General features: G+C 40.0%; 16 protein-coding genes. 7 read left to right on the top strand and 9 right to left on the bottom strand.

Annotation, left to right across the window (positions count from 1 at the left end):
- Window positions 1-2: 2 nt before the first annotated feature.
- Window positions 3-830 carry a polyamine aminopropyltransferase gene (gene speE / locus GHT08_RS05580; RefSeq protein ID WP_163580451.1) on the bottom strand — a complete coding sequence of 276 codons (828 nt, stop codon included), beginning with the start codon at window positions 828-830 and terminating at the stop codon, window positions 3-5.
- Between the two features lie 197 nt (window positions 831-1027).
- Between speE and GHT08_RS05575 the strand changes: the two genes are divergently transcribed.
- Window positions 1028-3139, top strand: a complete 2112-nt coding sequence (locus GHT08_RS05575) for a transglycosylase domain-containing protein (RefSeq protein ID WP_238343506.1) — start codon at window positions 1028-1030, stop codon at window positions 3137-3139.
- A gap of 139 nt (window positions 3140-3278) precedes the next feature.
- Here GHT08_RS05575 and GHT08_RS05570 read toward each other — a convergent pair whose 3' ends face one another.
- Window positions 3279-3788 carry a YwhD family protein gene (locus GHT08_RS05570; RefSeq protein WP_163580450.1) on the bottom strand — a complete coding sequence of 170 codons (510 nt, stop codon included), beginning with the start codon at window positions 3786-3788 and terminating at the stop codon, window positions 3279-3281.
- Window positions 3789-3923: 135 nt separating this feature from the next.
- Here GHT08_RS05570 and GHT08_RS05565 point away from each other — a divergent pair, with 135 nt between their 5' ends.
- The gene (locus GHT08_RS05565; protein ID WP_018933515.1) at window positions 3924-4106 is read left to right on the top strand and encodes a 2-hydroxymuconate tautomerase; all 183 of its coding nucleotides are present in this window, start codon (window positions 3924-3926) and stop codon (window positions 4104-4106) included.
- 266 nt (window positions 4107-4372) lie between these two features.
- The gene (locus GHT08_RS05560; protein ID WP_163580449.1) at window positions 4373-4564 is read left to right on the top strand and encodes a DUF4083 domain-containing protein; all 192 of its coding nucleotides are present in this window, start codon (window positions 4373-4375) and stop codon (window positions 4562-4564) included.
- Between the two features lie 31 nt (window positions 4565-4595).
- On the opposite strand, the gene GHT08_RS05555 is transcribed toward GHT08_RS05560, so the two are convergent.
- Together GHT08_RS05555 and GHT08_RS05550 are read right to left on the bottom strand one after the other, a co-directional pair.
- Complete coding sequence (locus tag GHT08_RS05555; RefSeq protein ID WP_163580448.1) at window positions 4596-5090, bottom strand: YwgA family protein; 495 nt, start codon at window positions 5088-5090, stop codon at window positions 4596-4598.
- Between the two features lie 19 nt (window positions 5091-5109).
- On the bottom strand, window positions 5110-6414 hold the full coding sequence (locus GHT08_RS05550) for an HD domain-containing protein (protein WP_163580447.1): 1305 nt from the start codon (window positions 6412-6414) through the stop codon (window positions 5110-5112).
- A 76-nt stretch (window positions 6415-6490) separates the two neighbouring features.
- Between GHT08_RS05550 and GHT08_RS05545 the strand changes: the two genes are divergently transcribed.
- Window positions 6491-7312, top strand: a complete 822-nt coding sequence (locus GHT08_RS05545; protein WP_163580446.1) for a lipoate--protein ligase family protein — start codon at window positions 6491-6493, stop codon at window positions 7310-7312.
- Here the strand turns inward: GHT08_RS05545 and menC are convergent.
- From menC to pta, 3 genes are all read right to left on the bottom strand, one after another.
- Window positions 7305-8393 (bottom strand): o-succinylbenzoate synthase, encoded by a 1089-nt coding sequence (menC, locus tag GHT08_RS05540; RefSeq protein ID WP_193568278.1) that lies wholly within the window; start codon window positions 8391-8393, stop codon window positions 7305-7307. The two genes, GHT08_RS05545 and menC, sit on opposite strands and share 8 nt — an antisense overlap.
- 147 nt (window positions 8394-8540) lie before the next feature.
- The gene (locus GHT08_RS05535; protein ID WP_163580445.1) at window positions 8541-9497 is read right to left on the bottom strand and encodes a nuclease-related domain-containing protein; all 957 of its coding nucleotides are present in this window, start codon (window positions 9495-9497) and stop codon (window positions 8541-8543) included.
- Window positions 9498-9545: 48 nt separating this feature from the next.
- Window positions 9546-10526: a phosphate acetyltransferase gene (gene pta / locus GHT08_RS05530; RefSeq protein ID WP_163580444.1), complete on the bottom strand. Its 981-nt coding sequence runs from the start codon at window positions 10524-10526 to the stop codon at window positions 9546-9548.
- A 215-nt stretch (window positions 10527-10741) separates the two neighbouring features.
- On the opposite strand from pta, the gene hemQ reads away from it, so the two are divergent.
- From hemQ to GHT08_RS05515, 3 genes are all read left to right on the top strand, one after another.
- Window positions 10742-11488, top strand: coding sequence for a hydrogen peroxide-dependent heme synthase (gene hemQ, locus GHT08_RS05525; protein WP_163580443.1), 747 nt, complete (start codon window positions 10742-10744; stop codon window positions 11486-11488).
- Between the two features lie 127 nt (window positions 11489-11615).
- Window positions 11616-12125 carry a spore coat protein GerQ gene (gene gerQ / locus GHT08_RS05520; protein WP_163580442.1) on the top strand — a complete coding sequence of 170 codons (510 nt, stop codon included), beginning with the start codon at window positions 11616-11618 and terminating at the stop codon, window positions 12123-12125.
- A 161-nt stretch (window positions 12126-12286) separates the two neighbouring features.
- A complete protein-coding gene (locus GHT08_RS05515) occupies window positions 12287-12532 on the top strand; it encodes a hypothetical protein (RefSeq protein WP_163580441.1) in 246 nt (81 codons plus the stop codon).
- 44 nt (window positions 12533-12576) lie between these two features.
- Here GHT08_RS05515 and GHT08_RS05510 read toward each other — a convergent pair whose 3' ends face one another.
- Together GHT08_RS05510 and GHT08_RS05505 are read right to left on the bottom strand one after the other, a co-directional pair.
- Complete coding sequence (locus GHT08_RS05510) at window positions 12577-12945, bottom strand: DUF423 domain-containing protein (RefSeq protein ID WP_163580440.1); 369 nt, start codon at window positions 12943-12945, stop codon at window positions 12577-12579.
- Between the two features lie 19 nt (window positions 12946-12964).
- On the bottom strand, window positions 12965-13243 hold the full coding sequence (locus tag GHT08_RS05505) for a YwdI family protein (RefSeq protein WP_163580439.1): 279 nt from the start codon (window positions 13241-13243) through the stop codon (window positions 12965-12967).
- Window positions 13244-13256 lie beyond the last annotated feature (13 nt).

Raw genomic sequence — 13256 nt, 5'->3', positions numbered from 1 at the left:
TTCTAAACAGTTAAATCTTCTACGAATCTCGGTAAAACAAAACAAGCATGGTGCAGCTGCTTTGTATAATATTTCGTGTCTATTTCAAAAAAGCGTTCCTCTTTTACTTTTAATGGATCATGAATTTTACTACCGATCGTAAATGTCCACAATCCACTTGGATAAGTTGGAATATTTGCCGTATACAAGCGGGTAACAGGAAAAATTTCTTTCACGTCTGCATATACCTGGCGAATTAAATCTGCTTTAAACCAAGGATTATCGGTTTGTGCTACAAAAATACCGTCATCTTTTAATGCTTTTGAGATCCCTGCATAAAAACCTTTGGTAAAAAGGTTGACAGCTGGCCCGACTGGCTCAGTAGAATCGACTAGGATGACATCGTACGCCTTTTCACTTTCGGCGATATGCATAAAGCCATCTGCTACACGTACCTCCACACGCGGATCATCTAGTTTCCCTGCGATCGACGGTAGATATTTTTTAGAATATTCAATGACTTTTCCATCGATATCAACTAGCACTGCTTTTGTAACAGACGGGTGCTTTAAAATTTCACGAATGACCCCTCCGTCACCACCACCTACAACTAGTACTTCTTTCGGATTGGGATGTGTAAACAGTGGAACATGTGCAACCATTTCGTGATAGACAAATTCGTCTTTCTCTGTTGTCATCACCATGTCATCCAATAACAGCATGTTGCCCCATTCTTCCGTTTCGACCATGTTCAGTTTTTGAAAAGCCGTCTGTTCTGTATGGTATGTTTGCTTAATTTTTGCAGTAATCCCAAAGTTGTCTGTTTGTTTCTCGGTAAACCATAAACCCATCTGGATCGCTCCTCCATCTATGCGTACAGATAATTATTTTAGTAGTAAACAATACTATTCTAGAGTTTTTCCGTAAAAAATCAAGTAATTCTTCCATCTTGTATGTTTATCCCCGGTTTTTTTTATCCATAATGCTAATGATGAGCATTCTACTCATAAATGCTTCTTGATGAGATAAGAAGTGGAGGTGTGGTCCGGTGAGGCGTAGATATAGACGCAGGAAGAGAAAGAGACGGTTATTAAAGTTTAGTTTTTTTCTAGTATTAATGATGGGGTCTTGTATTGCAGTGCTGTTGATTGCTAGCTTTTTACTTGGCCCACCGTCCTTAGAACGACCGCAGAATACGATTTATTATAGTAATACAGAAGAAGTGATTGGGGAGGAATACGGTTCAGAACAAAGATACTGGGTATCCCTTGCTGAAATAGATGACCGCTTGGAGCAAGCAACGGTTTTAACAGAGGATCAACATTTTTATGATCACTTCGGGTTTGATCTTAAACGTTTAGTCGGAGCAATTTGGAAGGATATTCAGACGATGTCCCTGAAAGAAGGGGCAAGTACGATTACACAGCAGTATGCTCGAAATCTTTTTCTTACACATGATAAAACATGGAAACGGAAATTATATGAGGCTTTTTACACGATTCGATTAGAAATGTTTTATGATAAAGACGAGCTGTTAGAAGGATATTTAAATACGATATATTATGGCCATGGTGCGTATGGTATTGAAGCTGCCAGCAAGTACTTCTTTGATAAATCTGCAGCTGATCTCAGTTGGGCCGAAGCAGCAATGCTGGCAGGGATACCGAAGGGGCCGTCTCACTACTCGCCTTTTCATAATTTAGATAACGCTAAAAACAGACAAGAGTTAATCTTAAACAATCTTCTTGAGAAAAACGTGATCGATGATAGCGAATATGAAACAGCCATGAATGAAGAATTATCTTTTTCTGAGGATCGTGATATTGCTAGCAAAAGTGTTGCACCGTATTTCCAGGATGTCGTTGTGAAGGAATTGCAAGAATTGCTGGATGTAAACATCGAGGATATCCGTTCAGGAGGATATCAAGTTTATACGACATTAGATTTGAAGCAGCAACAAGCAATGGAACAAGCTTCTGAAACGATCGATAGAGATTCAGAGATCCAAATTGGGGCATTGGCAATGGATCCAGATACGGGTGGTGTCACCGCACTGCTTGGTGGCAGGGACTATGAAGATTCTTCCTTTAACAGGGTAACACAAGCAAAAAGAATGCCAGGGTCTGCTTTTAAGCCGTTTCTTTATTATACAGCTTTAGAAAATGGGATGACGCCTGCCACGACCTTAATGAGTAAACCGACCACTTTTGAGTTAGCGGATGGCAAAAGTTATCAGCCTAGTAACTATAATGACTATTATGCCAATCAACCGATCACAATGGCCCAGGCAATGGCACTCTCTGACAATATATTTGCTGTCAAAACGAATTTGTATGTGACACCAGAACGGTTTGCACGAACAGCAAAAAATAAATTTAAATTTAATAGTGAACTGGAACCAGTCGCATCGTTAGCATTAGGAACAGAGGTGGTAACAATGCAGGAGATGGTGACAGGATACAGCATGATAGCGAATGGCGGTATAGATGTTGAAAGCCATACGATTACAAAGGTGACCGACGCGTATGGAGAAGTGTTGTACGACCGAGAGGAAGAACAATCAGAGAATAAAGGATGGAATCCATTCTCTAAACAAGATGATAACCAAGTATTGCGAAAAGAATATGCCTATATTCTTGCTGACATGATGAAAGGAATGTTTGAGGAAGAATTAAACGGCTATATGAGTGTGACTGGTGCTTCTATCGCTGACAAGCTAACACATGAATATGCTGGAAAATCTGGAACAACCAATGTCGATAACTGGATGATGGGCTTTAGCCCTGCTCTGACCGCTGGTGTTTGGGTTGGATATGATGATAATCGCGAAATTGTACAAACTAGTGATCAGCAGTATGCGAAGGAAGTCTGGGCAAATTTTATGGAATCAGCTCATGATAACTTACCTGAAGAACATATCGTAAAACCTGACAATGTGGTGGAAGCAGCGGTTGATTTAAATACAGGTTTCCTGGCAGGAGATGGATGTGGACAGACACACACGATGTCATTTGTCCGAGGAACAGAGCCAACAAGATATTGTACCGCCCATTTAGATGATGAGCATGAGCACCCTGAAGAATTAGATGAGATGATCCCTGAAGACCGCCTGCTGGAGAATTGGTGGGAATGGATGTGGACAGGAGAAGATGAGCAATAGAACGGAAAAAGGCTGGGCTAATGCCCAGCCTTTTCCGGTCCTAGTAACGAAGAGTTACCATGTGTGTATATTTTAAAAAAATTGATCTCTTAGGACAAGTATAATCGCTCATTTTCAGATAATGTTCACAAAATGTTCATTATTCTGGTAAAGCTTTCCTTAATTCATCGGATGAATTTTCCCACATCTCTGGATCAAATTCGCGTAAGAAATCAGCGAGTAACTTTTGTGACTTTTCATCCATATGCTCGACAATCACATGTCCTTTCATCGATTTATCCATATGATTGACATGTTCTGGCATTGATTTATAAGCACGTTTGATCGAACGGTCAACACGGATTTCACACCCAGTTACACCATGATAGTAAGGACCGGTATCTCCACGTTCAACCGTAACCCAAACAATCCAGTACAGTTTACCATTTGGCACATCTTCTTTATTTGGGAGAAACTTCACACGGCGTTCTACTTCACTTCTTGCGTGCATCGCTCCCATATCAACAAAGGCACGATCTTCATTCGGATCGACAATCACGGGGGAGATATTTTCTAAACTAATCGACCCGACACCATATCCGCCATGACCATCCGTGGAATCGTCCTTCATGATCGTAAATTGATTGGATTTCTTTTTTTCTTCACTCATGACAATCCATCCTCCTACTTATTTTACTTATTATTGTAGCATGTTTAAAACTGAGTTTTCATCTTCTGTGTTTCCCTCTTTTTGTTTTTACGATACAATTATATCGATATCCCATAACAGAAGGAGAGAATACATATGCCATACGTAACAGTACAAATGCTAGAAGGCAGAACAGATGAACAGCGCAAAGCTTTAATTGAAAAAGTAACAGATGCGGTTGTAGAAACAACTGGGGCATCTCGAGAAAAAGTGGTTGTGTTTGTCGAAGATATCGATAAGCGGAATTATGGCGTTGGCGGCAAGCGGTTAATCGATTGATGCGTATTCGGATTCAAGAAGATGAAGGACACTTTTTTCGGATTTGATGTTTTTTTGTCCTTCATTTCGCTTATGATGGACACTTTTTTCGGACTTGGCGTTTTTTTTGTCCTTCATCTCACTTATGATGGACACTTTTTTTCGGACTTGGCGTTTTTTGTCCTTCATCTCGCTTATGATGGACACTTTTTTTGGATTTAACCAATTTTTGTCTCTCATTATCCATTATGATCCTTATACTAGCAATAAAAAAGGATGTGTTTTATTTGCTTTACGCGGGTTTAGGTAGATTGCAAGGTGGCGATATGTTTTTCGCTCTTATTTCGTTTATCCTATTTCTAAGCATCATTACTATTTTAATCCTATTGATATTTCGTTTAGGAAGGAAAAAGAAACAATTAGAGCGAATCGAAAATAAGCTAGATCAATTATTAAATGAGCAGAATAACAACATATAATTGCAAAGAAAAATAACCCATCACAGGTGGGTTATTTTTGCAATCTATCGATAAATGCCCAGGCTTCTTTGATATCCTCTGGTGTATAGTTCGATTTCTTTTTCACTTCTTGTACCTTTTGTTCGATCTCAGGCATTGGTAAATGATCGAAATATAGCATCGTACTTACAAGCTCCAAAAAGCGTGAGCTCTGTTCTTTCATCTCTTGCAAAAGCGACTGTTCTAATGGCAGCTCGGTGTTGGAATGTTGGAGAAAATCTTCTCCCTGCTCTGTTACTTGGTATCGATATTGATAATAATTGCTCTTCTTTTCTCTTACTTCTGAGACAAAACCTAGATTAGTAATCTCCTCAATTCGCAAACTTAACTCCTCAGAATACGGCCCGTAAAAATAGAACGTATACTTTTCTTCAAAAGGTAGTCCAAGTTTTTTCATGATGTAAATGATTTTTTGCAACTTTTTGCGCCCTACTATTCCCTCCGATGCTGCGATCACTTTAACAAGCTTTGCATGATTATCTAGCAATGAAAACACCCCAGTTTCTTTAGCTTTCTTGTTTATGTAAAATTTTCTTTATTTGCTGTTTCTCCGGTCTATCCTCTGGCAATTTCTCGATTAAATCTTTTGGATAATATAACTTATGATCGGTCCGTTTCTTCCCTGAGATTGCCTCTACAATGTCAGACTGACGAGACAATTCACGTAATTCCTTATTTGGCATTAGCAAATGAATCGGTAACCGTTCTTCTTCCTCACCTGGTCGGTAAAAATCATACGGTAAATCGGAGGAGGAATCTACTACTAAATAATAGTCCGGATCAAGGTCTATATCTCGGAACAGTTGATACAACTCCATCCATTCATTCATTTGCAAATTTGGATTAAATTCGGCATATTTAAACAAACGACGATTGATAAAACGATAGGCCAAATCACTTAAAATCGGGTCATCTTCATCCGCCCACATTTGGAAATAATACAAGACTACCGCTTCATCTAACTTAATGTAATCCTCCAGTGACACCTGCTCCTCGAAGAAAGATACAAATGGCGTCGGCTCCACTTTAAACGTGTATCCCCCGTCATATAATTGTTTGACACGGTGCAAAATCTTCGTCAAAATTACTTCGGCACTACGAGTAACCGGGTGAAAATAGACTTGCCAATACATTTGGTAACGGCTCATAATATAATCTTCTACTGCGTGCATACCCGACTCCTTGATCACAACCTGATCTTCTACAGGGCGCATCACGCGTAAAATCCGCTCCATATCAAAGTGACCATAGCTTACCCCAGTAAAATAGGCATCACGCTGTAAGTAATCCATCCGGTCCGCATCAATCTGACTCGATATCAAACTTACTACTAATTTGTCGTGATACGTCTTATTAATAACATCGGCAACTTTTTGTGGAAATTCAATACTAATATTTGTTAATACTTGATTGACTTCCGTATCACCAAGAATAATCGATCTCGTGAAATCCTCGTGATCTAATTTAAAGACTTTCTCGAACGAATGGGAGAACGGCCCATGTCCTAAATCATGAAGCAGTGCGGCACATAAACAGAGCAATCGTTCCTCATGATTCCAGTTTGGCCTGTCCTCAAAATTAATGAGTATTCGACGAACAATTTCATAAACTCCTAATGAATGGTTAAAACGACTATGTTCCGCTCCGTGAAAGGTTAAAAAAGATGTGCCTAATTGCTTGATCCGTCTCAATCGCTGGAATTCTTTGGTGCCGATCAAATCCCAGATCACTCGATCACGAACATGGACATAGCGATGGACTGGATCTTTAAATACCTTCTCCTCGTGTAACTTTTCATCTTTATAAGCCATGGCAAATACCTTCCTCTTTTTTCTTACTATTAGTATAATATAGTTTTAGGTGAACGAAAAGGTTTGGAGGATAATAATGAAAGATTGGAAGCAATTTTTTAAAGATAAACAAATTAGAGTGATCGACCATAGTGATCCAGAGGTGCTAGGAACAGCAATGGCATCATTCGCAGTCGATGATACGTTGTGTGAATCGATAGGGCGAAGCAGTAACGAGGTTGCGTGTCGGTTCTGGGTCCATGACAACACGGTTGTTCTTGGCATTATCGATAGTCGCTTGCCAGCCGTGGACGATGCTGTCGTTTTTTTACAAGAAAAAGGATTTGATGTTGTCGTTCGGAATTCTGGTGGTCTTGCGGTAGTGCTTGATCGGGATGTCTTGAATTTTTCATTTGTGGTGCCAGATTTGGATGAGATGGGGATTCATTCCGGGTATGAGTTGATGACGGCGTTTGTCCAGGATATGTATGGAGATCTTACGGATGGAATTGAAGCGTTTGAAGTGGTTGGTTCGTATTGCCCTGGTGATTATGATTTGAGTATTGGTGGCAAGAAGTTTGCTGGTATCTCACAGCGACGGGTGAAAAAAGGGATTGCGGTGCAAATCTATATTTGTGTACGTGGTAGTGGAGCGGCACGTGCTGAGTTAGTTCGTGATTTTTATCGTGTGGGGCGTTCGATTGATGATGAACGCTTTGCGTACCCGGAAGTGGAGCCTGATACGATGAGGTCCTTGTCAGAGTTGGTTGGTAAGGAGTTAACAGTCGAGGACAGCATAGATCGCGTTTTGCGTTTGTTAGGGGATGTACAATACACTGACTTAGCAGGTGATGAGTTAGCTATTTTTGAAAAAAGGATGACACAAATGGTAGAGCGGAATCAAAAAGCACTTAAGTAAGTACTTTTTGATCCGTTGTGGGCAGGTTGAGATCGTAGCCAATTCCTGACTCTTTTGGCAGCGTAACATAACCGTTGTGGACTTCAACCTCTGGAGTGATAATATCTTGATGCCAATAACGATTGGATGCTCCTGGATCTGCGGGTAGTGTGAAATTTGGTAATGTTGCTAACGCCAATGATTGGGCACGCCCCACTCCTGCTTCCAACATTCCACCACACCAAACAGGAATGTTGTGTTCTTGGCAATAGTCATGAATCTTGATCGCATTGTTGAATCCACCAACTTTTGCTAATTTAATACTGATAATTTTACAACTATTGAGTGCAATCGCTGTTTGAACATCTGCTAGAGTATGGATACTTTCATCAAGGCAAATAGGTGTATTCATTTCTTGCTGGAGTTTGGCATGATCGATGAAATCATCAGATGCTAGTGGTTGTTCAATCATCATTAAGTTGTATGGATCCATTTTTTTAAGATGGGCGATGTCGTTGATTGTATATGCAGAATTGGCATCGACCATTAGTGGTGTTGTCGGATAATGGCTGCGCACTTTTTCTAACGTGTGCAAGTCGTTTTCCGGCTTTATTTTTAGTTTGATCCGCTGATAGCCTTGCTCTAGTGCTTGTGCAATTTTTTCAATAAGCTGCTCATCGGTGGATTGGAGGCCAATCGCAGCTCCTACTGGTATTTGGTTAGTTGTACCTCCGATTGCCTGATAAAGTGGTTGTTGCGATCGCTTCGCATAGAGATCCCACACTGCACCTTCGATAGCTGTTTTTGCCATATGGTTACGGCGAATGTTGTCGAGCTTGAGTTCTGTCGGATGGTTGATCTGCTGCTTTTTGATTAATGGCCAAAGGTGGTGCTCCATCATGAATTGTACTGTATCTGTCGTTTCCTCTGTATACCAAGGGGAATCAAAGGCTACAGACTCGCCGTAACCAATGAATCCATCTTGATCATGAAGCTCGGTAATGATGATATCCTTTTCTATGATCGTTGTGCTACTGTTCGCAAATGGATACTTAAGCGGCATTCTTAATCGGTGTATGATTAATTTTTTGAATGAGATCATATGCGTGGCTCCTTTTTATGAGTTGCATTTTATTGGACACTTTTTCAAGTTTATTGGACACTTTCGAGTATTTACTGGACACTTTTAATCGTTTATTGGACACTTTCGGGAATTTACTGGACACTTTTTGATGTTTATTGGACACTTTTAATAAAAAGGGATTAATTTGGGATGTTTATAGATAGCATTTTTATTTGCTCCTTCTTTAATGAAGCCTGCGCGTACCATCAACTTTCGAACAGCGTCAGGAGATTTCATACATAAAAAGCGAGATGCTAACTGCTTTGTCACTCTATTATTCGATAATAATGCGATTTTGTATAAGAGCTTATGGTGTGCATCGGTGCTTCTCGTTCGACAAAAAGGACATTGCCAACGCATTCGCTCTCTTCGCATGGGCCGTTTGTTACAAGAGGGACATGGTAATCCTTTGTGTAAATCATCCCACAAAATGGCGTGTTTTTCTAGTATCGAATTCGCACGCTCGCGATGATTTTCCACTAAAAATTGTTTGATTTGTTGATTTGCTTCTTTGGAAAGGATGGGAGGGTGCTTTTCTGCTAAATTTTCTAAAATAGTTGGCACTCTTTGGGATGTTAGTACGCGTTGATATTCAGGATAGTCATGTAAACGGAGGATCGCGTTAGGATTGACAAAGACTGCGAAGCGATAAGTTGGTAATTGGTCGATGTTGTGAGCGGTGAAATAAGCTCGTAAATTAGCATATTGGCGATCAACTTGCAAAAGCGGATCTTCAAAACCTTCTTTGATGCCGTCTATGATACGTGTCAACTGATGGGATTTCGCATCAAAATAGATTTCTCCTGTGTGACTTTTCACTTCGAAAATAACTCGGAATCCTAATCCAAGAACGAGCCAATCGTGTTGGAATGCACTGTGGTGTTCGAGTCGTAACCTTTTGATACATGATAGATATGGGACCTGTGCTTGATCGAGGTAGTAAGCGAGGTTGTCTTCTCCAGCTTGTCCAGCTTCTTGCCGGCGGAAATAATTACTAATGTTGGGGTACTCAGGATGTTGTTCTGGAAGGAGTTCTCGGAGCGCCCAATATTGTTGCAATAAAATGGGGCTGTCGGGTTTCATAACTATTCTCCTTTCTCCCCTTAATATAGCAAAAAGCACAGTAGAAATCTACTGTGCGTCTAATGCTTGTGCTGCGGTGATTAGTGCTAATTTATAAGCATCTTCACTGCTGCATCCACGTGATAGGTCATTTACAGGCTGGTTAAGTCCTTGCAGAATTGGGCCAACTGCATCAAAGCCACCTAAGCGTTGAGCAATTTTGTAGCCAATGTTACCTGCTTCAAGGCCCGGGAATACAAAGACATTTGCGTCACCATTCAAAACAGAACCTGGTGCTTTTTTCTCTGCTACGGATGGTACAAAAGCTGCATCAAACTGGAATTCACCATCTAATGTTAATCCCGGAGCTTTTTCTTTTGCGATGTTAACTGCTTCAGCAACTTTCTCTGTTTCTTCTGATTTTGCTGAACCTTTTGTTGAGAAGCTAAGCATTGCAACACGAGGGTCAATATCAAACAGTTTTGCGGTTTCAGCACTGCCGACTGCGATTTCTGCTAAGTCTTGACTGTCTGGTGCAATATTGATCGCACAGTCTGCGAAAACGTATTTCTCCTCTTCACGCACCATAATAAAGACGCCAGAAGTTTTCTTGGTACCTTCTTTCGTCTTGATAATTTGTAACGCTGGGCGGACTGTGTCTGCTGTGGAGTGCGCTGCACCACTTACTAAGCCGTCTGCTTTGCCCATGTACACAAGCATCGTACCAAAATAGTTTTCGTCTACTAACATCTTACGTGCATCTTCTTCTGTAGCTTTCCCTTTACGACGTTCCACGAAAGACGTAACCATTTCATCAAATTCAGCGTAAGTGCTTGGATCGAGAATTTCCACTCCATCGATAGCAACGCCTAACTCCTTCGCCTTCTGTTCCACTTTTTCATGTCTTCCGACTAATACAGGTTCAACTAATCCATCTTTTTTCAACATGCTTGCTGCAGTTAAAATTCGTTCGTCTAAACCTTCAGGAAACACGATTTTTCTAGCATTTCCTTCTAATCTACTTTTAATATCCGCAAATAAATCGCTCATGTTATAACCCTCCAAATTATTATCTGTATTATATGATACGCGTTTTTGTGTAATAATGAAAGTAGGAACCAAAATGAATGCGTTTCATTATAAAAAATTTTAAAATTGTTCATTTTTCTGTAAAAATTTGTTATTCGATACAGCATTTCAATAAGTATTTTTCCCCAAATATGTTATATTAAAACGAAAGAATCAATTCTAAGGAGTGAATCAAAATGCCAGAAGCAGTCGAAACAATGGATGGTTGGTACTGTTTACACGATTTACGTAAAATAGATTGGACAAAATGGAAAAAAGCTACCGAACAGGAGCGCAACGAAGCAGTCGATGAATTACAGAAGATGCTCCGTGAATGGGAAGAAGTATCAGAAGCACGTGATGGCAGTCATGCGTTCTACTCTATAATGGGACAAAAAGCAGATATCATATTAATGATTCTTCGCCCAACCATGAAGGAACTAGAAGAAATCGAATTGCGTTTTAATAAATCAAAATTTGCTGAGTTCACAACACCAAGTTACTCATATGTATCAGTTGTAGAACTATCCAAATATATGTCGAAAGAAAACGACAATCCCGAAGACAATCCTGGTGTTCGTGCACGCTTGAAGCCGAAGTTGCCACAATGGGATCATATTTGCTTCTACCCGATGGACAAGCGTCGTGAAGGTAATGATAACTGGTATATGCTGCCGATGGATGAACGCCGCCAATTAATGTATGAGCATAGTTTGACGGGCAGAAAATATGCTGGTGAGATCAAACAAATTATTACCGGTTCTATGGGTTTTGATGATTGGGAGTGGAGTGTTACGTTATTCGCCAAAGACGTGCTACAACTTAAAAAAATTGTCTATGAAATGCGTTTTGATGTTGTCAGTGCACGATATGGTGAGTTCGGACCATTCTATGTTGGCAATATATTAAAAACAGATGAGATTCCAGCTTATTTAGCTGTCTAAACACACGGTATTTACCGTGTGTTTTTTCTTTATGCATGTTTACGAAACAAAATGCATATAGATGGCTAGTAGGAATGCGGAAAAATACACGAGCATATTTCCGATTATAGAAAGGAGTCTTTTATCGATGAGTCAAAATCAAAACCCGAACCAACAGCAACCTGTGAATATGCAGCCATATACTCCACAAGGCTATTATGGTATGCAAAGTGGTTATGGAGGATATCAGTATCCATATGGACAAATGCCACGGATGGATCAACTTGGACAGATGGGTCAGATGGCACAGTCAGGAGGAACAATCGGAACTGGCCAACAACAGCAACCATCTGTTTCAGACGTACCTGGCATGCTTCCGGCAGAGGAGTCCTATATTGAAAACATCCTTCGGTTAAACAAAGGCAAAAGGGCTACCGTATACATGACGTTCGAAAACAATGACCGCTGGAATGCAAAAGTATTTAAAGGAACTATCGAAGCAGCAGGCCGTGATCACATTATTTTAAGTGATGCAGAAACAGGTAAGCGTTATGTGTTATTGATGGTATACTTAGATTATATTACATTCGATGAAGAGATAAATTATGATTATCCATTTAATCAAAATCCAGGTACCGTAAACTATTCACCACGCTAAAGCTTATCGCCATAACCTGAGTTATCTTACACTTTGTAGATTGAAAATTGCTCTACATTGATTAACTACTTTACTATAAATTACCTAACATGGAAAAAGAATATACTTCAACAGCCCAGACACAAGTAATTGCTTGTGTCTTTTTTATGGAGGTAAAGATCGTGAAGAAAAAAGCTTCAAACGATGAAATAACGATTGCCTGTTTTAGTTTGACACTTGTATTTATTATACTCGCATGGCAAAATCAATCGACTTTGCTAGGGGTGATTGCTTTAGCAAGTTTAAGTATAAATTTATTTATCGAAGCTTGGAAAGAGTGGAAAAAGGGGCATTCATTTTTCTTTTCACAATTTATATTACGAGGTATTGGCATCATCGGAATTATGGCGCTTATACTTTTTCTATAGGTAAAAACAATGACCCTTTGGTGGTAGCAAAGGGTCATAAAAAGCTAGATAAACTTAATTACGGCATAGCCTAACAACACCCAGCCGACTAAAAATGCCAGTCCGCCAATTGGTGTAATCATCGCAAATGTTTTGATCTGGGTTGTGGAATAGATATAGAGACTGCCAGAGAACAGGATGATTCCCGCAAAGAAAAACCAGCCTGCTGACACCATACTTCCAGACGTAATTTTAGGCATTAATAAACCTGTTGCAAGTAAGGCGACAGTATGAAACATTTGATATTGTACTGCTTTTTCCCACGTAGCAAGCATCTTCTCTGATAATTTACCTTCTAGACCATGGGCACCAAAAGCTCCCAGAGCCACGGCCAGAAAACCATTTAGAATACCTAATAATAAAAAGATTTTCATCTGTATCTCCACTCCCTATTTAAAAGTCAAGTAGTGAATCTCCATTAGCACCGTCATCTTCCACCTTTTTCTCTTGTTTCATCGGTGGTTTTGGCGCAGGTTGTCCCACCATTTTCTGCCACTCTAAACCGTCAATTGAGCTCGTAGATTGAGACGGTGCACTCTTATCCTGATCTAATAATAAATCTGTTAAAGATTGCACTGCTTTCGCATGCTCTCGTACTTTGCTTTCATTGTTTAATGCTTGTTCACATTCGGCTATTATCTTTCGTAAAATCTGCTGATTGGTAATCGCCATAATCGCTCATCCC

The sequence above is a fragment of the Gracilibacillus saliphilus genome, from assembly GCF_010994085.1.
GTDB classification, from domain to species: Bacteria; Bacillota; Bacilli; order Bacillales; family Amphibacillaceae; genus Gracilibacillus; species Gracilibacillus lacisalsi.
This window is presented reverse-complemented; position numbering and strand designations above follow the sequence as displayed.

Excerpts from the sequence above, each read along its gene's own strand:
- GHT08_RS05535 (WP_163580445.1), bottom strand. The coding sequence starts at position 9,497 with ATGAAACCCGACAGCCCCATTTTATTGCAACAATATTGGGCGCTCCGA.
- GHT08_RS05505 (WP_163580439.1), bottom strand. The coding sequence starts at position 13,243 with ATGGCGATTACCAATCAGCAGATTTTACGAAAGATAATAGCCGAATGT.
- GHT08_RS05510 (WP_163580440.1), bottom strand. The coding sequence starts at position 12,945 with ATGAAAATCTTTTTATTATTAGGTATTCTAAATGGTTTTCTGGCCGTG.
- gerQ (WP_163580442.1), top strand. The coding sequence starts at position 11,616 with ATGAGTCAAAATCAAAACCCGAACCAACAGCAACCTGTGAATATGCAG.
- GHT08_RS05550 (WP_163580447.1), bottom strand. The coding sequence starts at position 6,414 with ATGGCTTATAAAGATGAAAAGTTACACGAGGAGAAGGTATTTAAAGAT.
- GHT08_RS05545 (WP_163580446.1), top strand. The coding sequence starts at position 6,491 with ATGAAAGATTGGAAGCAATTTTTTAAAGATAAACAAATTAGAGTGATC.
- GHT08_RS05570 (WP_163580450.1), bottom strand. The coding sequence starts at position 3,788 with ATGAGTGAAGAAAAAAAGAAATCCAATCAATTTACGATCATGAAGGAC.
- GHT08_RS05565 (WP_018933515.1), top strand. The coding sequence starts at position 3,924 with ATGCCATACGTAACAGTACAAATGCTAGAAGGCAGAACAGATGAACAG.
- hemQ (WP_163580443.1), top strand. The coding sequence starts at position 10,742 with ATGCCAGAAGCAGTCGAAACAATGGATGGTTGGTACTGTTTACACGAT.
- menC (WP_193568278.1), bottom strand. The coding sequence starts at position 8,393 with ATGATCTCATTCAAAAAATTAATCATACACCGATTAAGAATGCCGCTT.
- pta (WP_163580444.1), bottom strand. The coding sequence starts at position 10,526 with ATGAGCGATTTATTTGCGGATATTAAAAGTAGATTAGAAGGAAATGCT.
- speE (WP_163580451.1), bottom strand. The coding sequence starts at position 830 with ATGGGTTTATGGTTTACCGAGAAACAAACAGACAACTTTGGGATTACT.